This is a genomic window from Mesorhizobium sp. LCM 4576, assembly GCF_001854815.1.
In the GTDB taxonomy this organism is placed as follows: domain Bacteria; phylum Pseudomonadota; class Alphaproteobacteria; order Rhizobiales; family Rhizobiaceae; genus Mesorhizobium; species Mesorhizobium plurifarium.
The window spans coordinates 1-20,364 of the sequence record NZ_MDDT01000026.1 but is presented as its reverse complement, the minus strand read 5'-3'; the positions used below and the strand labels follow the sequence as shown (position 1 = coordinate 20,364).

Sequence of the window (20,364 nt, the reverse complement as noted above, 5' to 3'; positions counted from 1 at the left end):
TGCGGGTGAGGGAAGAGCCGCCGATGCTCAACAGCTCGGGAGGTTTTGATGGAACGTCGATTGTTTCTGACTGGAATGCTTGGCGTTGCGGGGGCGGCGGCACTGGCAAGCCTGGYCGGACCCAGCAGGGCTGTTGCCGGTATTCCGGCCGGCAACGGAATTCTGGACGAGCTCGACAAGCCGGATATGGCTGCGTTCGAGGGGGACGACGATCAGGCCGAGGTGGAACTGATCTCCCACCATCGTCACCATCACGGAGGCTACGGACATTGGCGCTGGCGCCACCGCCGGCGTCGCCGTCGGCGTGGCTGGAGGCATGTCTGCCGCCGCGTCTGGCGTCATGGCCGCTGGCGCCGTCGTTGCTGGCGCGAGCGCTACTGGATCAATATCTGGCTGTAGCGGCGTCAATCCCATGCTGCTCCGAACGGGTCTTGCGCCGCGGCGCAAGACCCCCGCGCTAAGAGTTAGCAGGCCTCAGACACTGCCGGCTCCACTTGGCGCTAGGTCTCGGCCTTGCCAGATCAGCAGGGGTACAAATCAGACGCGCCTGTAAATCTTGCTCGGTCGTCTGATGGCCTTGCTGATCATTCGACTGAGCGTCATGGGGTATTTCCGCTGCATGAAGTGCTCATAGGCCTCGACCCATTTGCCGTGCCGCTCGGGCGCAATCTGCGACGGTGGCCTCTCGTCGACGAAAAGTGACACGATTTTCTGGAGGCGGGAATGAAAYGCGTCCAGATCCACCCCTGAAAGCTTTGGTTTGCGAGCCACCACGGCACTGTCCCGCCAAAAGTTTTCAGGGTTTGCGGCTGCGATCTTGTCKGTCTCAAAGTAGCTTTCCACCAGTTCCATGCCGGTCAGGGAGCAAAGAGCGCCCCACGAATCCGKATAGAACCGCCAGCAGTCATACGGATAGCGGTGCACATGGCCTGCCCCCGGCGCGATGATGAGCGCCAGACCGCCCGGCTTAGTTACGCGCGCGATTTCTGCGAATGTGACCCAAAAGAACGGATTGTGCTCAAAGGTGGATGCGGACAGACAAAGATCGAAAGAGCAATCCGCGATTTCGGGCCAGACGAAGGTGTTCATCGGAACGATGTCCACGTTGTTGCCCGGCTCGATATCGAGGCCGGTGTAAGCAAATCTGGGGTGAGGAAATAACGGCTGATAAGTATTTTGGGCATCGTAGGATTTTGAGCCGATTTCCAGAACGCGCACGCCAGTTTGGGCGAACTCGTCTCCATAGGTTTGCAAAAATATTTTGGCTTTTACGAATGATGTCTCGTGCATCGAAAATCTGCCCCCGTTGATTGGTCGATAACGTGAACTGATCGATCAGTACAGTTACCCTGACCGCCTGGAGCAGCCGAATTATGCGGGCAGTGCCATCAAGGTATGCAGGATGCTGCGCCGCTTGAGCTCAAGCAACTGCTGGCGGCGCGCCGGCGCCATGTCGATGTCGGTCGTGAAGCGGCTTTCATGAAGCCAACCGTCAATTCGCTCGAAAAGCGCCTCGTCCATCGCCACGTCGGCGGCGACCGCGGTCCGTTCATAGTCGGCCGCGCACAGATCCTCGTTGCCGAGTGCTCGGTACAGACAATGCCAATTCAAACCTCCAGTATCGAACCCGTCGAGCCAATCCCTGCCGAAGTTGAGCCGATCTGTCGGCAATCGGCCCAAGTTGAAAAAGGCGAAGCCCGGCCACAAGTACCAGCGCTCATCCGGCGCTTTTCGAACCAACCCCGCGACGGCGGCTCGATCCAGCATTCGGAAAGGGTTTGTCGTTGCCGTGGGGAAAATATCGTGATCCAGAAAACCGGCCATGGAAGGCCGGTTCGCGAGAACGACGTTCCTTCAGGCCCAATTCAAGGCATAGCCGTGCGATTTACCCCCATCCTGCTCTCGCCTTGTCCAGGGATTGGCCGGCACCGCTGCGAAAGCAACACCGGCCGCCGAGCAGATGTCGCGAATGGCGTCCCTTGCCGCCAGGTCGGTGGAGTTGTCCGCAACAACCTGGATGGCCCCCGACACATTTCTTGCGATCATCTTGATCTGCCATTCGATCACCTGGGGATCGTTGAAGCTGATCGTAATCAGGACGTTCTGGGTACGGAGATGAGGAAAGCGCATCGGGCTGGCATGCTTTGCCAGCGCGATCTGTTCCCGGACCTGATAGCGAGCATGATTCTTGCGGTCGACCAAGGGTCGTAGTCTGAACCATTCGCGGATAGTATATTTCGACAGATTGCGTGGCATACTTCGCTTTTATACTTCCGCGCAACAACCGCAAGCTGCTCCAAGCGGTTCGAAATTTCGCTGCAAGCGTCCGTTGGCATTTTGGCCAATATGCCGGCTGCGAGCCGGCATGCTATACGCACATATGCATATTTCGTCCTTGGCGCACGATGTGCCGGACCAGCCCCGTATCGGGGCCGCATCGGCTCTTCCGATCTCACGGCGCGCGGCGCTGATTGGCGGATTCTGCCTGTGCTGTTTGCCGAGCAGCATCGCCGCCGCGACCATGACGGAGGTGTGCCCCGGCATTTTCATTCGCGCAGCCCCGCACGAGGAAGCCGCCGCCGCCAACCATGGAGGCATCGCCAATATCGGCTTCATCGTCGGRCGCGATAGCGTGCTGGTCACCGATTCTGGCGGCARCCTCACGGATGGCGAGTGGCTGAGAGYCGAGATCAGGAAGCGGACGGATAGGCCAATCCGTCATGTGCTGATCACCCACGTTCACCCCGATCATTCCTTCGGCGCAGCCGCCTTCGCGGAGGACCGGCCGGCCTTTGTCGGACACCACGCGCTGCGGTCGGCGTTGGAGGCGCGCGGCGAGTTCTACCGGAAGCGGCTTACGGAGATCCTCGGCGCCGAGGGCGCAGGCAATGTCGTCTATCCCACCCAGGAGGTGAAGGATGGCGCGGAAATCGACCTGGGAGGCCGTATCGTCCGGCTGAGCGCGCACGCGACGGCCCACACGGATTGCGATCTGTCGATGCTGGATGTCGAGACCGGGGTGCTCTTCCCGGCCGACCTGCTCTTCGTAAACCGGGTTCCTTCGCTTGACGGCAGCTTGCCGGGCTGGCTCTCCGAACTCGACAAGCTCAAGGCGCTCGGCGCGTCTCGGGCCRTGCCCGGCCACGGCCCGCCGATCGTGGATGTGGCTCCCGCCATGTCCGACTTGGAGCGTTACTTGCACGCCTTGAGCGACGGCACGCGCAAGGCGATAGCCTCGGGCGTTTCGATCGAGGATGCCGCCCGCTCGGTCGCTCAATCGGAGCGGAACCGCTGGGTGCTCTTCGACGATTACAATGAGCGCAATGTCATCCAGGCTTACAAGGAGCTTGAGTGGGAGTAGGCCGACGAGGAGGAGACCATGAAGATTCTGCCGCTTGCCATATGCCTTGCCGTCCTTGCCGCGGTGCCGCTCACAGGAGCGTCGGCCTCGGAGCCGGCCAACATGGAGCCTGAGCGGCAGGAACGCTGGAACCAGATCGCTCAGTATCTGTTTGGCGACCGCAAGGTCGAGCCCACCGAAACGCTGATCAAGCTCGACGCGCCCAAGCGCGCGCAGGATGCCGCGCTCGTGCCGATCACGCTGACGATGCCCGAAAAGAATGAGATCAAGTCGGTCTATCTGGTCATCGACGACAACCCGGCGCCTTTCGCGGCCAAATTCACCTTCGGTCCTGCGGCCGACGCCGGATCGGTGCAGTTGCGCGTGCGGGTCGATACCTACACGAATGTTCATGCCGTGGCGGAGACCAAGGACGGCAAGCTGTTCGAGACGGCCGCCTTCGTGAAGGCCTCCGGCGGCTGCTCGGCGCCGGTTGCGGCGAGCGACGAGAAGGCCATGGCCGGCATGGGCGAGATGCGGATGAAGTTCGGTGAGGACGCCACGGCTGGCAAGCCGGTAGAGGCGACGCTGATGATCCGTCATCCCAATTTCAACGGAATGCAGAAGAACCCGATAACGCAATACTTCACGCCGCCGCGCTACATCAACAAGATGTCCGTGTCCTCGGGCAATGCCAAGGTGTTCGACCTCGAAGCCGATATCTCGCTCTCCACCAATCCGGTCATCACTTTCTCCTTCGTCCCGAACGGGAAAGAGCCGCTGAAGGTCGTTGCTTCCGACACCAAGGATGGCCATTGGGAGCAGGGCTTCGACATTCCGGCTGCGATGAACTGATCGGGCCCGGCTATGCGTTCCATTGTTGAAATTGCCAGGATGGCGGCCGTCGTTGCCGTGGTCGCGCTCTTCTCGAACATGGCCGTTGCCGACCCTGTGCCCGAGCCTAGCGGCTTGTGGAGTGGGCCGATGYACGGCGAGACGCCGGAAACGCTCTCAGGCGCAAGGGTGCTCGACCTCGCCGGCCTCGAGGTGCTCATGGCCAGTAAGCCGCTCCTGCTCGATGTGGGGCCGGCCGACAGGAAGCCGGACGATTTCCCCAAGGACGGGCTGTGGCTTCCAACCCATCGTTCAATGCCCGGGGCGGTGTGGATGCCGGGCGCCGGAGCGGCCTCTCTGGAGGATGCGCAAGAGAAGATGTTCTATCGCCGCATCGAGGCACTGACGCAGAAGGACAAGCGCAGGCCGATCGTGACCTTCTGCCGCCCGCAATGCTGGGGCAGTTGGAACGTCGGCAAGCGGCTGGTGATGAAAGGCTATACCAATGTCGGCTGGTTCCCCGCCGGTATAGACGGCTGGCAGGAAAAGCACGAGACCGCCGTGGTCAAGCCGGAGGCAGGCTGGAGCACGGAAGCGCCCAAATAAGAGGCRCAAATCCTGTCTGGCAAGCTGGAGCGGGTAGCGGGAATCGAACCCGCGCGTTCAGCTTGGGAAGCTGACAGGCTACCATTACATCATACCCGCGCAGCAGCCTCGTTACCATGATGGCGCCGCCTCAGGCAATCGGCAAAGCGGAGCAGGCGGCTCCATTGCTTGATGCCTTTCGGCGGAATGCGTATCTCTGATATCGCGCCGCCGAATCGGGCGGCTCGAACCGGAGAATGGCCTTGTCCGCACTGACGCGCTTTCTTGGCGACACGCCGCTCAGGGTGTTCCTGAAGCTGCTCGTGGTCTCCTTCCTCGTCGGCCTCGTCATGCATGCCTTCGGCTGGTCGCCGATGGACGTCCTCTATGGCATCCGCCAGTTCTTCGTCGATTTGTGGAATCTCGGCTTCCACGCCATCGACCGCTTCCTGGGCTATATCCTGCTCGGCGCGGCGATCGTCGTGCCGGTGTTCATCCTGCTTCGGATCGCCAGCTACAGGAAGTAGCTGGGACCAGGATCACGCATATAGCGACGCCACCTCGAACAATATGGCGTGGCGCGCGGCCAGCGCCGGCACGTCGGTGGAATAGCCGCCGCCGATGACGCCGCACAGCGGCACGCCCTGCTTGCGGAAATGGCCGATGACCATGTCTTCGCGGGCGCTGAGGCCATCATCGCTCAGCGCCAGCCGGCCGAGCCTGTCTTCGGCATGCACATCCACGCCGGCATTGTAGAAGACGATATCCCAATGCCTTTGCCCGGATAGTTCCGGYAGGACGCCGGCGAGCCRCYCGAGATAGGCGTCGTCGCCGGTACCGTCCGGCAAGGCGATGTCGAGGTCCGAAGCGATCTTGCGCACCGGGTAGTTGCGCTCGCCATGCATGGAAAAGGTGAACGCGCGCGGTTCGTCCTTGAGAATGTCCGCCGTGCCGTCGCCCTGATGCACGTCCAGGTCGACGACCAACACGTTTTCGATTGCGCCTTCGGCAAGCAGCGCCAGCGAGGCGACGGCGACATCGTTGAAGGTGCAGAAGCCGGCGCCTTGCGCGCGCCTGGCATGATGGCTGCCGCCGGCGGCGTTGCAGGCGATGCCGTGTTCAAGCGCCAGCCTGGCGGCAAGCACTGTGCCGGCGGTGGCGAGCTGCGCCCTGAGCGACACGCGCGGGCCGATCGGAAAGCCGATCTCGCGCTCTATCTTCTCCGGCACCTGGCAGGCGATTACCTGATCGACATAGTCGGCCGCATGCGCAAGCTTCAGCCGTGCAGCCGGCGCCGGTTCCGGCATCGAGAGCGCTTCCGGCACGGCCAGCCCGCGCATGCGCAAAGCCTCCATCAACAGCGGATATTTGCTCATCGGAAAGCGATGGTTGACGGCGAAGCCGGCGTCATAGTCGGGGTGATGGACGATCTGCAGCGGCATGGATCGGGAGGCCTGAGCCAAGTCTGAAATTCGGTTGGCAGTCTGGCGGATGTGGTTGCGCGAGGCCGGCAAACTGGGGCACATCGGGTCCTCGATCAAGCCGCAATCGAACAGGCAGCAATCCCTTGGATGCGACTGAAGCCAACCCCAGGTCCTTCGCCGTCACCAATCGCTCGGTGCTGGCGATCGCCGTGCCGATGACGCTCGCCTATCTGACGACGCCGCTGCTCGGCATCGTCGACACCGCGGTCGTCGGCCAGTTCGGCGACGCGGCGCTGCTTGGCGGCCTGGCGGCGGGATCGCTGGTCTTCGACGTCGTCTTCACCACCTTCAACTTCCTGCGTTCGGGCACCACCGGTCTTGTCGCCCAGGCCTTCGGACGCGGCGATGCGCTGGAAGAACAGGCGGTGCTCTGGCGCGCCGTGCTGATCGCGGTCGTCGCGGGCGTCATCCTTGCCGCCCTTTCGCCGTTCTTTGCCGTTGCCGGCCAATGGTTCATGGGCGCCGAGCCGCGCGTCAGCGCGGCGATGTCGGTCTATATCCGCATCAGGCTGCTGGCAGCGCCCTTCTCGCTGATCAACTACGCCATACTGGGCTATGTGCTGGGGCGCGGCGAAGGCGGGCTCGGCCTGATGCTGCAGGCCGTGCTCAACGGCATCAACATTGTGCTCTGTTTCCTGCTYGGCCTCGAGCTCGGCTGGGGCGTCGCCGGCGTCGCCTGGGCGACCGTCACCGGCGAGTTCCTGGCCATGCTGCTTGGCTTGGCAATCGTGCTCAACCGTTTCCGCAAGCTGGAGCGGCCCTCGCGCCGGCGCATCCTGGATCTGCCGGCCTACCGGCGCATGCTGTCGCTCAACCGCGACATCATGATCCGCTCCTTCTCGCTGCTTGCCGCTTTCGCGCTGTTCACCAGGCAGGGTGCGCAGTTCGGCACGGTGACGCTTGCCGCCAACGCCGTGCTGATGAATTTCTTCCTGATCGCCGGCTATTTCCTCGACGGCTTCGCCACCGCCGCCGAGCAGCTGGCCGGCCGCGCCATCGGCGCGCATGCGCCTGCCCCGTTCCGGCAGGCGGTGCGGCTGACGCTGATCTGGGGTTTTGGCCTTGCCGGTATCGCCACGCTCATCCTGCTGACCGCCGGCGCCGGTCTGGTGGCGCTGGTGACGACGTCGCCGGAGGTCCGCGCGGTCGCCGACATTTATCTGCCCTGGGCCGCCTTCACGGCGCTGAGCGGCGTGCTCGCCTTCCAGATGGACGGCGTCTTCATCGGCGCCACCTGGTCGCGCGACATGCGCAACATGATGCTGTTGTCCTTCCTCGCCTTCAGCGCCGCGCTGCTCACCCTGGCGCCGGCCTTCGGCAACAACGGCCTGTGGGCGTCGCTGCATGTCTTCCTGCTGGTGCGGGGGGTGAGTTTGCTTGCGGTGCTGAGGCTCAGGGTACGCACGGCGTTCAGCTGATCGGCTTTGYAGCCCAGCGCTCACAAGCGGAATCGCGCAGATCGCGGATCGACCCAACCCGCTCCGTCTCCACGAAGCGCGCCATGCCGGCGACGATGYGCCCGGGCAGCGCCGGTCCGGCATAGATCATGCCGGTGTAAAGCTGGACGAGGTCGGCGCCGGCGCGGATCTTTWCCAATGCGGCCTCGGTGGAGTCGACGCCGCCGACGCCGATGATCGCTATCCGCGGGCCGAGCAGCTTCCGCATGCGGGCGAGCACCGCGGTGGAACGCTCGAACAGCGGCTTGCCCGAAAGGCCGCCGGTTTCATTGGCCAGCCCTGAACTCCGTAACCCGGTCCGCGCCAGCGTCGTGTTGGAGACGATGACGCCATCGATCTTCTTCTCGGCGACCTCCGCGGCGATGTCTTCCAGCTCCGCTTCGACGAGGTCCGGCGCGATCTTGAGGAAGACAGGCGGCTGGGCAGAGGCTGCGGCACGCGCGGCCATCACCCGTGACAGCAATTCGCCAAGCTGCTCGCGCGCCTGCATGTTGCGCAGGCCCGGCGTGTTGGGCGAGGAGATGTTGACGGTGAGATAGCTGGCATGCGCCGCGAAGCGGGCGACGCCGCGCTCATAGTCGCCGATGYGGTCGGCGCTGTCCTTGTTGGCGCCGATGTTGACGCCGACGATGCCCGGCCGCCCCTTGCGCGCGGCAAGCCGCTTTTCGGCGGCCGCGTGGCCCTCATTGTTGAAGCCCAGCCGGTTGATCACCGCTTCGTCCGCCGTCAGCCGGAAGATGCGCGGCTTCGGATTGYCGGGCTGCGGCAGCGGCGTGATGGTGCCCACCTCGGCAAAGCCGAAGCCAAGCCCAAGCAGGGCGTCCGGCACTTCGGCGTTCTTGTCGTAGCCGGCGGCCATGCCGAGCGGGTTCGGGAAGTCGAGGCCGCAGAGATTGATCTCGAGCCGCGCGTCGCGCGGCGCCGTCGCACCGACTGGAAGCCCGCACCGCAACGCCGCGATCGACAGGCCATGCGCGGTTTCCGGATCGAAGGAGAAAAGCAGCTTCTGGCCGATCCGGTCGAGCACGCTCATTCGCCCTCCAGCGCCGGGAATTCGTGGCCATTGGCGCCGAGCGGCAGCGGCTTCATCCAGAGGACGGCATCGAGGCCGAGCTCGGCGTAGAGATGCGGGAACAGGGCGCCGCCTCGCGACACCTCGTATTTCAGCGCACCGCCCAGCTTGGCCGCGTCGATCGCGATCAGCAGCAGGCCCGTCTGCCCGGCGAAATGCCTGGCTGCCGTCTCGCGAACTTGGCCGGCCGTGGAGAAATGGATGAAGCCGTCGGCGATGTCGATCGGCGCGCCGGTGAAGCGCCCGTTCTTCTCGGCTTCGCRCCACAGCGCCTCGGGCGCGATCTTGTAGATAATCTGAGACATTGTCGCGCTATAATCCGAACCGAAGGTGCGGGGAAGGCTTGAGGCTCGACTCTTCCCCATTTCCGGCGCAAACCTGTGATAGCCGGCCTTCACTGGCTCATGGAGGATAATATGCGTCTGCAGCACATCCTGATCCCCGCGGCGCTTTGCTCGCTGGTTGCCGCTTCCGCCTATTCCGAGGAGACCGATCACTACCGTTTGGAGAAGTCGGCCAACGGTTATGTCCGCATGGACACAAGGACCGGCGCCATGTCGATCTGCGAGGAGCGCACCGGTCAGCTTGTCTGCAAGATGGCCGCCGACGAGCGCGCCGCTTATCAGGACGAGATCGACCGGCTGGACAATTCGGTCAAGGCGCTCGACGCGCGCGTCGCCAAGCTCGAGAATTCGCTCTCAGCCCGGCTGGAATCGCAACTGCCGAGCCAGGAGGATTTCAACAAGACGATGGGTTACATGGAGCAGTTCTTCCGGACCTTCAAGGACATCGTCAAGGACATGGACAAGGAAGACGGTGACGGCGGCAAGCTGAACCAGAAAACCTGAACCGGGGCGCGATTCCAGGAAAAGTGCACGGCGGTTTTCCGTCCGGAATTGCGCAAAACGGGAGCCGAACCGTTGGGGAAAACTCCGTGCGCGGCCTTTGCCGCTTGAAAACGCGCCGCGCCGCCGCATAATCATTCCGGTCCCCGCAAGAAGCACGAAAATGATGATGGGATCGGGGGAGGACTATTTGCCGTCGGGCCACACCTTCGTCATTRCCGACGACCATCCGCTTTTTCGCGGCGCGCTGAAGGAGGCGCTGGCCGGCATCGGCGACGTTGCCGCCATCCACGAAGCCGGCGATTTCGAAAGCGCCAAGGCGCTGGTGCTCGCCAACGAGGATATCGACATGGTTCTGCTCGACCTGTCGATGCCGGGCGCCAGCGGGCTCTCCGGCCTGATCTCGCTGCGCGGCATCCATCCGGCGGTGCCGCTTGTGGTGGTCTCGGCACATGACGATCCCGTCACCATCCGCCGCGCGCTCGATCTCGGCGCTTCCGGCTTCATCTCCAAATCGGCCAGCATGGAAGAGATCCGCGCCGCCGTGCAGGCGGTGCTTGCCGGCGATATCGCGGCGCCCGCCGGCATCGAGCTCGGCATCGAGCGCGACCCGGAAATCTCCGATCTCATCAAGCGCCTGCAGGCCCTGACGCCGCAGCAGACGCGGGTGCTCGGCATGCTGGCGGAGGGCCYGCTCAACAAACAGATCGCCTATGAGCTCGGCGTGTCCGAGGCCACCATCAAGGCGCATGTCTCGGCGATCCTGCAGAAGCTCGGCGTCGACAGCCGCACCCAAGCGGTCATCCAGCTCTCCAAGATCGGCAATGACCCGCTGCAGCCGGTGGGCTGATCGCTCCGGTTCAGTCCAGGCGCTGAGCCGCCTCCTGCCGCGCCGGTCGCGCCTTGAAGACGGCAAAGCCGATCGCCGCCATGATCCATACGCCGATGCCGCCGTAAAGCATCACCCAGCCAAAGCCGTTCGCCAGCGCGTCATGCGCGACCTTGTCCGGCAGCCCCGGCGCCGGATTGCCGGCCGCRATCGCCTCGGCGAGCTGGTTGAGCCTTGCACCATCGAGATCGGRCAGCGCCGCGATGAGATGCGCGAGCACACCGCTCGCCAGGATGAAGCCCATCACCGCGATGTTCACGGCAAGCGAGATCATGCGCGCGCTCATGTCGATGCCGGACGCCATCCCGGCGCGGTTGCGCGAAACCGAGCCGGTGCTCGTGTTGGTGACCGGCGTGTTGGTGATGCCGAGGCCGGCGCCAGCGATCAGACTGCCCGGCAGCATGGTCAGCCAGCTGGCATGGGTCGCGGCGCTTCCCCACTTCATCAGGAAGAAGCCGATGCCGATGATCGCCAGCCCCGCCGGGATGATGACGCCGGGTCGGTAGCGCAGCGACAACCGCTCGGCCAAAGGCGGCATGACCAGCGTCGGCAGCGTGTAGGCGAGCAACGCGAGGCCGGTGGCGAAGCTGTCCAGGCCAAGGCCGGCATGGAACCAGATCGGCAGATAGATCATGAACGGCCAGTAGCTGATATTCATCGCCGCCGAGCCGACGATTGCGCCGGAAAACGGGCGGATGCGAAAGACCGAAAAGTCGAACATCGGCCTTTCGCTGACCCTTTCGGCAATGAGGAACGCCACGAAGCTCGCGATCGAAAGGCAAAGGATCGCCAGCGCGGCCGGGCGGGTGAAGCCTAGCTCCGGTCCCTGCGTGATGGTGAAGACGAGGCAGAAGACGGCAGGCGACAAGGTCAGGATACCGGCGAGGTCCAGCCTGCCTGCTTGCGGGTCCCTCGATTCATGGACGCCGGTGAGCGCAAGCAGGAAAGCGACGACCGCAACCGCCACATGGATGAGGAACACCCACTGCCAGCTTGAGACGGCGACGATGCCGCCGCCGACGATCGGACCGAAGCCGAGGCCGATGCCGAAGATGACGCCCCACCAGCCCCAGGCGACCGCGCGCTCACGCCCTTCCTGGAATTCATGCGACAGCACGGCGAGCTGGCAGATCAGCATCGCGCCGCCGCTCAACCCTTGCAGAAACCGCGCCACGATCAGTGTCGAGACGTTGCCCGCCAGGCCGCAGATCAGCGAGGTGAGGCCGAAGGCGGCGATCGAGACCAGGAAGACGCGCTTGCGTCCATAACGATCCGCAATGGTGCCGACCGCCATCAGCACGCTCGTGACGGCGATCGTATAGGCATTCATCACCCATTGCAGTTGCCTGAAGTCCGCATCGAGCACTTGTTCCAGTGTCGGCAGCACGGTCGGGACGCTCGATATCTCCAGCCCGAACATCAGGCAGGCAAGACAGGCGGCGAACAGAACGACGATGCCCCGGCGGGTGAGGAYAGGTGCCATGATCAAACCTCTCGAATTTCTTGGTCTCGGATTGCTTGAGGCAGGGCGAAATCGGATGGCTCTTTGCCGCTGCGCGCTAACTCAAGTTAGGGGAGGCTTGATCATTTTAGAATTGCATGGTTGGCTATTTCAGTAACAACAAAACAGGATGRCTGACATGACGCTGGACGTAGATGCGGTAAGAGCCTTCGTCACCRTCGCCGACCTGCGCAGCTTCACGCGCGCCGCCGAGGCTCTCGGCAGCACCCAGGGCGCGATCAGCGTCAAGCTGAAGCGGCTGGAGGATCGGATCGGCGAAAGACTGATCGAGCGGACGCCGCGGCTGGTGCGGCTTTCGGCGCGCGGCGCGGTGTTCCTGGAGCCGGCGCGCGAGCTGCTCGCCGCGCATGACCGCGCCGTCGCCAGCCTCACCGCTGTCCGCCGCCATTTCCGGCTCGGCATCGCCACCCATGTCGGCGGCGCCGAGGTGCCGACCTTGCTGGCGCGGCTCAGCGCCCATGATCCGGCGCTAACCATCGAGGTCAGGCTTGACGACACACGCGAGCTGCTAGCCGCCTTCGATCGCGGCGATCTCGATGCGGCGATCGTGCGGCGTGGGGACGACCGTCGCGACGGCGAGGTATTGGCGCCCGAGCATTTCGGCTGGTACGCGRCGCCGGACTTCGTCTACCGCGCAGGCGAGCCGCTGCGGCTGGCCGCCTCCTCGCCGTCGTGCAGCATCCGCGATGTTGTCACCGGCGCGCTCGATGCGGTCGGCATACCGTGGACACAAGTCTTCCTGGGCTGTGGCTCCTTCGCGGTTGCGGAGGCCGTGTCGGCGGGCCTTGCCGCCGGCGCCTTCTCGTCTCGCCTGGTTCCGCCCGGCACGATCGAGATCAGCCGCAAATTCGGCCTGCCGCCGCTGCCGGCATCGGAGATCGTGCTGTTGTCCACGCTCTCCGACGCCCAGTCGCGCGATGCGTTGCGCACCCTCGCCATGGCGTTTCGCGAGCATCGTCCGACCGCCAGCGGCGCGCGTCCCCGCTTCCGCAACTCGCAAATGGCCGACAGCCCTATCTGAAGCCGCCGGCTTGCGCGTTGGTTGACGTGAACGCCTACGACCATCCGAAGAGCAGCATGGTCTGTGTTGGAGCGTGTTCAGTTGAGCCGCATCGACAACTCGACGTCGTCGCCGAACGGCGTCGACATGTAGCCTCCGGCCGGCGCGCGCACCCGTTCAAGATAGTCGGGCGAGAAGTCGGCATTGTCGGCGATGACCAGCGCTCCGGGCCTGAGCCGGCTCTCGACCAGGCTCAATATCTCCGGATAGAGCGCCTTGGCGCCGTCGAGCAGCAACAGGTCTATCCGGTCGGGCAGGTCCTTGCTCAGCGTTTCCAGCGCGTCGCCCTCGCGGATCTCCACCAGGTCGATGAGGCCGCCTTCGGTCAGGTTGGACTTGGCCCGCACCACCTTCGACGGCTCGAATTCCGTCGTGATCAGGCGGCCGCCGCCATTGTCGCGCAGCGCCGCGGCGAGATAGAGCGTCGAGATGCCGAACGAGGTGCCGAATTCGACGATGATGCGCGCGCCGGTGCTGCGCGCCAGCATGTAGAGCAGCGTGCCGGTCTCCGGTGAGACCGCGAGCCACAGGTCCTTCAGGCTGCCGTAGAACTGGCGATACTCGGTCTTGCTGTGAATGAGGCGCGTCCGTTCCTCGCGCGAGTACCGGGCGATCGCCGGGCTGGTCGCCGCATCGGCTCCCTTGAGCAGGCGGGCGAGCAGCGGGGCCAAAGGGGTTTCGGTCAGGGTCGTCATCACTGTCTCCGGGCGGTTCTTGTGTTGCATCGAAAAATACGAATAATCCTTCAGGTTTCCAATTCGCATTCCCGAGCGCGTCCGTGATCATTCGCCCAAGCCCTTCAATTTCCACCCGAAAACAGCCCAAACAGGCGCGCGCCACGGAGCTCGTCGCGGCCATTCTGCAGGCGGCTGCTCAGGTTTTGGCTGCTGAAGGCGCCCAGCGTTTCACCACCACGCGCGTGGCGGAAAAAGCCGGCGTCAGCGTCGGCTCGCTCTACCAGTATTTCCCGAACAAGGCGGCGCTGCTGTTCCGGCTCCAGAGCGACGAATGGCGCCAGACGACCGAGCTTTTGTGCGGCATCCTCGAAGACATCGAGCTATCGCCGCTCGAGCGGATAAGAACGCTGGTCCATGCTTTCATCCGCTCGGAATGCGAGGAAGCGGCGGTGCGCGGCGCGCTGAACGACGCCGCGCCGCTTTATCGCGACGCGCCGGAGGCGCAGGAGGCGAAAGCCACGGCCAACCGCACGGTCGAGACCTTCCTGTGGGAAGTGCTGCCCGATGTTTCAGCGGCTGCTCGCGCCATGACCGGCGAGTTGATCATGAAGACGCTGAGCGCCGTGGGAGCGGATTTCTCTGAAAAGGAACGAACGGCCGGCGAGATCGAAGCCTATTCCGATGCGCTCGCCGACATGTTCTGCGCCTATCTCCGAAGCCTCGGCCATCGCAGCTGAGACTGGGCGCTACTCCGCCRCCGGCGCCAGCGGCCTGACGCGCGCCATCATCGAGCGCAGCACGGCCGGCTTCAGCGGCTTGTTGATCACCRGAATGTCGAGCCGGCCGGYGGYCGTGCGCACCTCGCTGGAGCGGTCGGCGGTGACGAGCACGCAAGGCAGGTCCTGGCCGTAGGCGGCGCGCAGCGTGGCGATCGCGTCGAGTCCGGTGCCGCCGTCGAGATGATAGTCTGCCAGCACGAGGTCCGGCTTCGGCGCGCCGGATTTCAGGAGATCGCCTGATCCCGAAGCCGTCTCGACGCGGCAGCCCCAGCCTTCGAGCAGCAGCCGCATGCCGTCGAGGATGCGCGCGTCATTGTCGATGCAAAGCACATTCAAGCCCGCAAGCGTCGAGGCCGAGCGGGCCGGCGCCTTGCCGGCCTCGCGTGGCGGCGCGGCGACCGACGCGACCGGCAGGATGACGGAAAAGCGCGTGCCCTTGCCGGGATTGGAGTAGATGCGGATCTCGAGCCTCAGAACGCGGGCGATGCGGTCGACGATCGAAAGACCGAGGCCGAGCCCCTCGGCCTCGCGCGCGCCCTCGTCGAGGCGCGTGAACTCATGGAAGACGGTGTTGAGCTTGTCGCCGGCGATGCCGATGCCGGTGTCGATCACCTGGATCTCCGCCAGCTCGCCGCGGCGCCGCACGCCGACAAGGATACGGCCCTCGCGCGTATATTTGATGGCGTTCGACACCAGGTTCTGGATCAGCCGGCGCAAAAGATTACGGTCGGTCATGACGCCGAGCGACGACGGCACGATCTTCAGATCGAGCTTCTTTTCGGCCGCGAGCGGGCGAAAATCATTGCCGATCTGGCCGAGCAGTCCGCCGAGGTCGAAAGCGGTGTTTTCGGGTTTCATGGCGCCGGCGTCGAGCCGCGAGATGTCGAGCACCGCGCCGAGGATGGTCTCGACCGATTCCAGCGAGGATTCGATGTTGATCGCGGCCTTGCCGGCCGGTCCCTTGCCGGCCTTCTCGATCAGCGACGAGCAATAGAGCCGGGCGGCGTTCAGCGGCTGCAGGATGTCGTGGCCGGCGGCGGCGAGGAAGCGCGTCTTGCCGAGATTGGCTTCCTCGGCCAGCATCTGCGCCTGCGCCAGCTCCTCGTTGACGCGGGTGAGTTCGATGGTGCGGGTCTTGACCCGCTGCTCCAGCGATTCATTGGCCCGTTTCAGCGCCAGATCCTGTTCGACGCGGCCGGAAATGTCTGCATAGGTGGCGACGATGCCGCCGTCGGGCATCGGGTTGGAGCGCAGCTCCAGGATACGGCCGCTGGTCTTCAGCTCCATCTGCCATGGGCCGGCGAAGCTGGTCAGCCGGTTGAGCATCGTCACGCGCTGGTCGGCGGGAATATCGCCGCGCTCGGCGAGGTGATGAAGGATCCGGTCGAGCGAGACGCCGACCTGGCCCATCTCGTCCGGCAGGTCGAACAGCAGCCGGTATTGCCGGTTCCAGCAGATYAGCCGGAAATCGCGATCGAAGACGGTGATGCCTTGCTCCATCTGGTCGAGCGCAATCTGCAGCAGGTCGCGATTGTGCTGCAGCGCCTCGGTGGCGTCGTCGAGCAGCTTGAAGGCATCCTTGGAATCGCGGTCGTTGCGGCGGAAGAGCAGCGACAGGATCAGCCGCGCCGAGGACGAGCCGACGGCGCTCGCCAACAGCTGCTCCGAGAAGCGGATGACATCCATGCTGGCCTGTTCGGTGCCGAGCAGGGAGACTTTCGCGTCCCGCTCGAAGGATTGGAACGACCGCTCCGTGCGCTCGACCCCGAGATAGCGCGAAATCGTATCCTTCAGGTCGTTGACGGTGACGGCGGTGCGGAAGCGGCGCAGGCTGGGCATCGGGCCGGCCTCGCGCGGCACGAAGATCGCCGCCTGGATGCGCTCCAGCGGCACCGATGCGCGGGAGAGGGACCCAAGGACGAAGAACAGCGCGTTGACCGAGAGGCTCCACAGCACGCCGTGGTTCAGCGGTTCGCCGACGGTGCCGAACAGCGCCTGCGGCCTCAGTGCCTCGAAGCCGAACAGGCCATGGACGACGATGTCGGTAGAGGGACCGACGAGTGAAGGCAAGAGCAGCGTGTAGCCCCAGACGGCGATGCCTGCGACCATGCCGAGGGCTGCGCCCCGGCCATTGGCGCGGCGCCAGATCAGCCCGCCGACCAACGCCGGCGCGAATTGCGCAATCGCGGCAAATGACATCAGGCCGATCGAGGACAGCCGCGCGCTGTTGGTGCTCTCGCGGTAGTAGAGGAAGGCGATGAACAGCAGGATGAAGATCGAGGCGCGGCGCACATTGAGGATCAGCGTCGACCAGTCCTCGTTCTCCGAGGAACTCGTCTTGAGCACGCGCCGCACGAACAGCGGGATGACGAGATCGTTGGAGATCATGATCGACAGCGCGACGCTCTCGACGATCACCATGGCGRTCGCCGCCGACAGGCCGCCGACGAAGGCGGCCATCGCTAAAAGATCATGCCCGCTGAGCAGCGGCAGCGACAAAACATAGAGATCGCTGCTGGTCTTGGTGCCGACCAGCGACAGGCCGGCAAAGGCGATCGGCAGCACGAAGAGGTTGATCGCCACGAGGTAGAGCGGAAACACCCAGGTCGCCGTGCGCAGCTCCACCTCGCTGCGGTTCTCGACGATGGTGACGTAGAACTGCCGCGGCAGCATCAGGATGGCGAAGCCGCTCAAGGTCGTCAGCACCAGCCAGGTGGCCAGAGAGGTGTTGTAGCCCATTGCCTTGCGCACCTGACCGTTGCCCGAGAGCGTCGTCATCATGTCGCCCGGGCCGCCGAAGATGAGAAAAGTCACCATCAGGCCGATGGCGAGGAAGGCGGCGAGCTTGACCACCGTCTCGACCGCCACCGCCAGAACCAGCCCGTCCTGGTGTTCCGTGGCGTCGGCATGGCGTGTGCCGAACAGCACCGCGAAAAGCGCCAAAAGCATCGCCACCACCAGCGAGATATCGCTGACGAACGGATCGAAAGAGGGCGGCGAGCCGGTATAGTGCTCGACCATCAGGCTGACGGAACCCGAGATCGCCTTGAGCTGCAGCGCGATATAKGGCACCGCGCCGATGGTGGCGATCAGCGTCGCAATCGCCGCTACGGTGAAGCTCTTGCCGTAGCGGGCGYCGAGGAAGTCGGCGATCGAGGTGATCTTCTCGCTCTTTGCCAGCCGGATCATGCGGTTGAGCAGCGGGAAGCCGAACACGAACACCAGCACCGGACCGGTATAGATGCCGAGGAATTCGAGGCCGCGCTCGGAGGACAGGCCGACCGAACCGAAGAAGGTCCAGGAGGTGCAGTAGATGGCGAGGCTGAGCGCATAGATGAAGGGCCGGGCCCGTCCGAGCCCGGCTGCCACCGAGCGCCGGTCGCCGACGCTGGCGATGGCGAAAAGCAGCGTCACATAGGCGATCGCGATGATGACGACGAACCAGCCTTGCACGGTCCGCACTTCCTCCTACAGCATGATGCCGAAAAGTGTGAAGCGGTTTTCGGGCGACACCATGCTCTGTTTCTTGACTTAACCCCGGTTCCTCATCCGGTTTCTACCACGCAATCACAGCTCCCACCGTGAGTCCATCGCGGCTTTCGCCGCATATGTGCTTGATGACGCTGTGGAAACACAAACCGGTGCTTTTGCCTTTTTTCCGGTTTTGCAACCGGGGGTTTTTGTTATGGTGGGCCCGGGCCGGCGCCGAAGGACACTGGTGAGGCGGCAGCGCGGTCCGTCACGGAGGGTCGAATGCTGAAAGAATTCCAGGAATTCATTTCCAAGGGCAATGTGATGGACTTGGCCGTCGGCGTCATCATCGGCGCGGCGTTCGGCAAGATCGTCGATTCCTTGGTCAACGACATCATCATGCCGATCGTCGGCGCGATTTTCGGCGGATTGGACTTCAACAATTACTTCTTCGGGCTGTCCTCGAATGTCCATTCGGCCACGCTGGCCGATGCCAAGAAAGAGGGCGCGGTCTTCGCCTATGGTTCATTCATCACGGTCGTGCTGAATTTCCTGATCCTTGCCTTCATCATCTTTCTGATGGTCAAGGCGGTGAACAACCTGCGCAAGCGGCTGGAGCGCGAGAAGCCTGCCGCTGCCGCGGCCCCGCCGCCGGCCGACGTGCAGCTTCTGACCGAAATCCGCGACCTGCTCGCCAAGAAATAACACAGAGCCGGCGCCCTGGACCAAAACCCCGGCCGCTTGCGGCCGGGGTTTTCCGTTTGCCTATCTGGTAAGAGCGCTGACCAGACGAATCCGGATTTTGCCAATGACCCTTATCGAGACCTTGCGCGCGGAAGCCCGCGCCGCGCCCGAAAGCGGCATCGTCGCCGTCATCAATCATGGCCGCCTGCGCGAAGGCCTGATCCCGCTCTGGGCCGGCGAGGGCGACCTGCCGACGCCTTCCTTCATCAGCGATGCTGCCGCGAAAGGACTGGCCGACGGCGAGACGTTCTACACCTGGCAGAAGGGCATCCCCGCGCTCAGACAGGCGCTCGCCCGCTACTACGCCAGGCATTTCGGCAAGACCTTCGCCGAGGAGGAGTTCATCGTCACCGGATCCGGCATGCATGCCATCCAACTGGCCATCGACGCGATCGCCGGCGGCGGCGACGAGGTGATCTACCTCTCGCCCGCCTGGCCGAACTTCGCCGCGGCCGCCGGCGTGGCGGGCGCCGTGCCGGTGCCGGTCACCCTCGACCAGTCCGGCAATGGATGGTCCTGCGACGTCGACAAGATCGCCTCCGCGATCACGCCGCGCACGAAGCTGCTGTTCATCAACACGCCGTCCAACCCGACCGGCTGGACCGCCGACAGGGAGACGCTCCAGGCGATCCTCGATCTCGCCCGCCGGAAGGGCTTGTGGATCATCGCCGACGAGATCTATTCGCTGTTCCACTACGGCCATGGCCGCGCGCCGTCCTTCCTCGACGTCGCCACGCCCGAGGACCGCATCCTGTTCGTCAACAGCTTTTCCAAGAACTGGGCGATGACCGGCTGGCGCGTCGGCTGGATCAAGACCCATCCTGCCTTGCAGCAGGTGTTCGAAAACCTGATCCAGTACTCGACCTCGGGCGTCGCCCAGTTCATGCAGCGCGGCGCGGTCGCCGCCCTCGACGAGGGTGATGGCTTCATCGCCGAACAGGTGGAGCGCGCGCATGCCGCCCGCGATCTCGTCTGCGGCATTCTCGGCGAAACCGGCAAGGCGCGGTTCACCGTGCCGCAGGGCGYCTTCTACCTGTTCTTCAGGGTCGACGGCCTCACCGATGCTCGAAAAGCCGCCTTCGACATCGTCGACAACGCCAATGTCGGCCTGGCGCCCGGCACGGCCTTCGKGCCCGGCGGCGAGGCTTTCCTCAGGCTATGCTTCCACCGCCGCCTCGATCAGCTCGACGAAGYGGCGCATCGCCTGGCGAAATGGATGAAGACGGTGTGAGCCGAGCGTCGACGAAGCCCGGATTGAAACTCGCTCCGGTGAGTCAGCCGGTGTGACTTTCGAGAACCGGAGCGCAGCGGACATTCAGGTCCRTGAGCACGCGCATGACCCCGAAGATCGGATTCGATCTTCGGAAAGGATCATGCGCCAAATTGAAATTTCTACAGCGTCCTTTGCGCGTCCGAAATGGACGCGCGGCGCTGTAGAAGCGCAGAAAGTTGCAGCGGATGGCCGCCGGAGTAGAGTTTAAAACGGGCTTCAGCCGCCTGACTTCGGCACGAGCAGCGGAATGATCCGGTCGGTCTTGGCGACGGCGGGACGGCCTGAGCTGGCATAGGGGATGCCCAGCGCATCCCAGGTCTCGACCAGCGCGT

The 20,364-nt window shown here is 64.2% G+C and carries 21 protein-coding genes and 1 tRNA gene; 12 read left to right on the top strand and 10 right to left on the bottom strand.

Annotated elements, in window-relative coordinates:
* Positions 1 to 48: 48 nt before the first annotated feature.
* The gene (locus tag LCM4576_RS17425; protein ID WP_071033337.1) at positions 49 to 399 is read left to right on the top strand and encodes a protamine-2 (modular protein); all 351 of its coding nucleotides are present in this window, start codon (positions 49 to 51) and stop codon (positions 397 to 399) included.
* Positions 400 to 537: 138 nt separating this feature from the next.
* On the opposite strand, the gene LCM4576_RS17420 is transcribed toward LCM4576_RS17425, so the two are convergent.
* The 3 genes from LCM4576_RS17420 to LCM4576_RS17410 all read right to left on the bottom strand — a co-directional run bounded on the left by LCM4576_RS17420 (position 538) and on the right by LCM4576_RS17410 (position 2,202).
* A complete protein-coding gene (locus tag LCM4576_RS17420) occupies positions 538 to 1,290 on the bottom strand; it encodes a methyltransferase domain-containing protein (RefSeq protein ID WP_071033335.1) in 753 nt (250 codons plus the stop codon).
* Positions 1,291 to 1,371: 81 nt separating this feature from the next.
* On the bottom strand, positions 1,372 to 1,824 hold the full coding sequence (locus LCM4576_RS17415) for a hypothetical protein (RefSeq protein ID WP_131803262.1): 453 nt from the start codon (positions 1,822 to 1,824) through the stop codon (positions 1,372 to 1,374).
* Between the two features lie 30 nt (positions 1,825 to 1,854).
* Positions 1,855 to 2,202 carry a hypothetical protein gene (locus LCM4576_RS17410; RefSeq protein ID WP_071033332.1) on the bottom strand — a complete coding sequence of 116 codons (348 nt, stop codon included), beginning with the start codon at positions 2,200 to 2,202 and terminating at the stop codon, positions 1,855 to 1,857.
* 193 nt (positions 2,203 to 2,395) lie between these two features.
* On the opposite strand from LCM4576_RS17410, the gene LCM4576_RS17405 reads away from it, so the two are divergent.
* From LCM4576_RS17405 to LCM4576_RS17395, 3 genes are read left to right on the top strand one after another with little or no spacing between them, the layout of a single operon-like run.
* Positions 2,396 to 3,361 carry a quinoprotein relay system zinc metallohydrolase 2 gene (locus LCM4576_RS17405; RefSeq protein WP_244510828.1) on the top strand — a complete coding sequence of 322 codons (966 nt, stop codon included), beginning with the start codon at positions 2,396 to 2,398 and terminating at the stop codon, positions 3,359 to 3,361.
* Between the two features lie 18 nt (positions 3,362 to 3,379).
* Complete coding sequence (locus LCM4576_RS17400; protein WP_071033328.1) at positions 3,380 to 4,195, top strand: quinoprotein dehydrogenase-associated SoxYZ-like carrier; 816 nt, start codon at positions 3,380 to 3,382, stop codon at positions 4,193 to 4,195.
* 12 nt (positions 4,196 to 4,207) lie between these two features.
* Positions 4,208 to 4,780 (top strand): rhodanese-like domain-containing protein, encoded by a 573-nt coding sequence (locus LCM4576_RS17395; protein ID WP_071033326.1) that lies wholly within the window; start codon positions 4,208 to 4,210, stop codon positions 4,778 to 4,780.
* Positions 4,781 to 4,805: 25 nt separating this feature from the next.
* Here the strand turns inward: LCM4576_RS17395 and LCM4576_RS17390 are convergent.
* Positions 4,806 to 4,879, bottom strand: a tRNA-Gly gene (locus tag LCM4576_RS17390).
* A 137-nt stretch (positions 4,880 to 5,016) separates the two neighbouring features.
* Here LCM4576_RS17390 and LCM4576_RS17385 point away from each other — a divergent pair.
* Positions 5,017 to 5,286, top strand: coding sequence for a DUF6460 domain-containing protein (locus LCM4576_RS17385; RefSeq protein ID WP_198540262.1), 270 nt, complete (start codon positions 5,017 to 5,019; stop codon positions 5,284 to 5,286).
* 12 nt (positions 5,287 to 5,298) lie between these two features.
* On the opposite strand, the gene LCM4576_RS17380 is transcribed toward LCM4576_RS17385, so the two are convergent.
* The gene (locus LCM4576_RS17380; protein ID WP_071033324.1) at positions 5,299 to 6,201 is read right to left on the bottom strand and encodes a histone deacetylase; all 903 of its coding nucleotides are present in this window, start codon (positions 6,199 to 6,201) and stop codon (positions 5,299 to 5,301) included.
* A gap of 125 nt (positions 6,202 to 6,326) precedes the next feature.
* Between LCM4576_RS17380 and LCM4576_RS17375 the strand changes: the two genes are divergently transcribed.
* On the top strand, positions 6,327 to 7,661 hold the full coding sequence (locus LCM4576_RS17375; protein ID WP_071033322.1) for an MATE family efflux transporter: 1,335 nt from the start codon (positions 6,327 to 6,329) through the stop codon (positions 7,659 to 7,661).
* Here the strand turns inward: LCM4576_RS17375 and LCM4576_RS17370 are convergent.
* On the bottom strand, positions 7,654 to 8,733 hold the full coding sequence (locus LCM4576_RS17370) for a quinone-dependent dihydroorotate dehydrogenase (RefSeq protein WP_071033321.1): 1,080 nt from the start codon (positions 8,731 to 8,733) through the stop codon (positions 7,654 to 7,656). The two genes, LCM4576_RS17375 and LCM4576_RS17370, sit on opposite strands and share 8 nt — an antisense overlap.
* Complete coding sequence (locus LCM4576_RS17365; RefSeq protein WP_071033319.1) at positions 8,730 to 9,077, bottom strand: DUF952 domain-containing protein; 348 nt, start codon at positions 9,075 to 9,077, stop codon at positions 8,730 to 8,732. Before LCM4576_RS17365 ends, LCM4576_RS17370 begins: the two co-directional genes overlap by 4 nt.
* 111 nt (positions 9,078 to 9,188) lie before the next feature.
* Here LCM4576_RS17365 and LCM4576_RS17360 point away from each other — a divergent pair, with 111 nt between their 5' ends.
* Positions 9,189 to 9,620, top strand: a complete 432-nt coding sequence (locus LCM4576_RS17360) for a hypothetical protein (RefSeq protein WP_041002173.1) — start codon at positions 9,189 to 9,191, stop codon at positions 9,618 to 9,620.
* Positions 9,621 to 9,807: 187 nt separating this feature from the next.
* Positions 9,808 to 10,467 (top strand): response regulator transcription factor, encoded by a 660-nt coding sequence (locus LCM4576_RS17355; RefSeq protein WP_071033498.1) that lies wholly within the window; start codon positions 9,808 to 9,810, stop codon positions 10,465 to 10,467.
* 10 nt (positions 10,468 to 10,477) lie between these two features.
* Here LCM4576_RS17355 and LCM4576_RS17350 read toward each other — a convergent pair whose 3' ends face one another.
* On the bottom strand, positions 10,478 to 11,989 hold the full coding sequence (locus LCM4576_RS17350) for an MFS transporter (RefSeq protein ID WP_071033496.1): 1,512 nt from the start codon (positions 11,987 to 11,989) through the stop codon (positions 10,478 to 10,480).
* Between the two features lie 157 nt (positions 11,990 to 12,146).
* Here LCM4576_RS17350 and LCM4576_RS17345 point away from each other — a divergent pair, with 157 nt between their 5' ends.
* Positions 12,147 to 13,049 (top strand): LysR substrate-binding domain-containing protein, encoded by a 903-nt coding sequence (locus LCM4576_RS17345; RefSeq protein ID WP_116397954.1) that lies wholly within the window; start codon positions 12,147 to 12,149, stop codon positions 13,047 to 13,049.
* Positions 13,050 to 13,126: 77 nt separating this feature from the next.
* Here LCM4576_RS17345 and LCM4576_RS17340 read toward each other — a convergent pair whose 3' ends face one another.
* The gene (locus LCM4576_RS17340; protein ID WP_071033494.1) at positions 13,127 to 13,783 is read right to left on the bottom strand and encodes an O-methyltransferase; all 657 of its coding nucleotides are present in this window, start codon (positions 13,781 to 13,783) and stop codon (positions 13,127 to 13,129) included.
* A gap of 83 nt (positions 13,784 to 13,866) precedes the next feature.
* On the opposite strand from LCM4576_RS17340, the gene LCM4576_RS17335 reads away from it, so the two are divergent.
* The gene (locus tag LCM4576_RS17335; RefSeq protein ID WP_071033315.1) at positions 13,867 to 14,502 is read left to right on the top strand and encodes a TetR family transcriptional regulator; all 636 of its coding nucleotides are present in this window, start codon (positions 13,867 to 13,869) and stop codon (positions 14,500 to 14,502) included.
* A 9-nt stretch (positions 14,503 to 14,511) separates the two neighbouring features.
* Here the strand turns inward: LCM4576_RS17335 and LCM4576_RS17330 are convergent, their stop codons facing one another.
* Positions 14,512 to 17,997, bottom strand: a complete 3,486-nt coding sequence (locus tag LCM4576_RS17330) for a PAS-domain containing protein (RefSeq protein WP_071033492.1) — start codon at positions 17,995 to 17,997, stop codon at positions 14,512 to 14,514.
* A gap of 300 nt (positions 17,998 to 18,297) precedes the next feature.
* On the opposite strand from LCM4576_RS17330, the gene mscL reads away from it, so the two are divergent.
* Entirely contained in the window at positions 18,298 to 18,720 is a 423-nt protein-coding gene (mscL, locus tag LCM4576_RS17325) for a large conductance mechanosensitive channel protein MscL (RefSeq protein ID WP_040985845.1), read from the top strand.
* Between the two features lie 103 nt (positions 18,721 to 18,823).
* Positions 18,824 to 19,990 (top strand): pyridoxal phosphate-dependent aminotransferase, encoded by a 1,167-nt coding sequence (locus LCM4576_RS17320; protein ID WP_071033313.1) that lies wholly within the window; start codon positions 18,824 to 18,826, stop codon positions 19,988 to 19,990.
* Positions 19,991 to 20,364: the final 374 nt, after the last annotated feature.

What these genes read in the sequence shown, in the direction of transcription:
- LCM4576_RS17360 (WP_041002173.1), top strand. Translation starts at nt 9,189, where the DNA reads ATGCGTCTGCAGCACATCCTGATCCCCGCGGCGCTTTGCTCGCTGGTT.
- LCM4576_RS17340 (WP_071033494.1), bottom strand. Translation starts at nt 13,783, where the DNA reads ATGACGACCCTGACCGAAACCCCTTTGGCCCCGCTGCTCGCCCGCCTG.
- LCM4576_RS17385 (WP_198540262.1), top strand. Translation starts at nt 5,017, where the DNA reads ATGGCCTTGTCCGCACTGACGCGCTTTCTTGGCGACACGCCGCTCAGG.
- LCM4576_RS17415 (WP_131803262.1), bottom strand. Translation starts at nt 1,824, where the DNA reads ATGGCCGGTTTTCTGGATCACGATATTTTCCCCACGGCAACGACAAAC.
- LCM4576_RS17400 (WP_071033328.1), top strand. Translation starts at nt 3,380, where the DNA reads ATGAAGATTCTGCCGCTTGCCATATGCCTTGCCGTCCTTGCCGCGGTG.
- mscL (WP_040985845.1), top strand. Translation starts at nt 18,298, where the DNA reads ATGCTGAAAGAATTCCAGGAATTCATTTCCAAGGGCAATGTGATGGAC.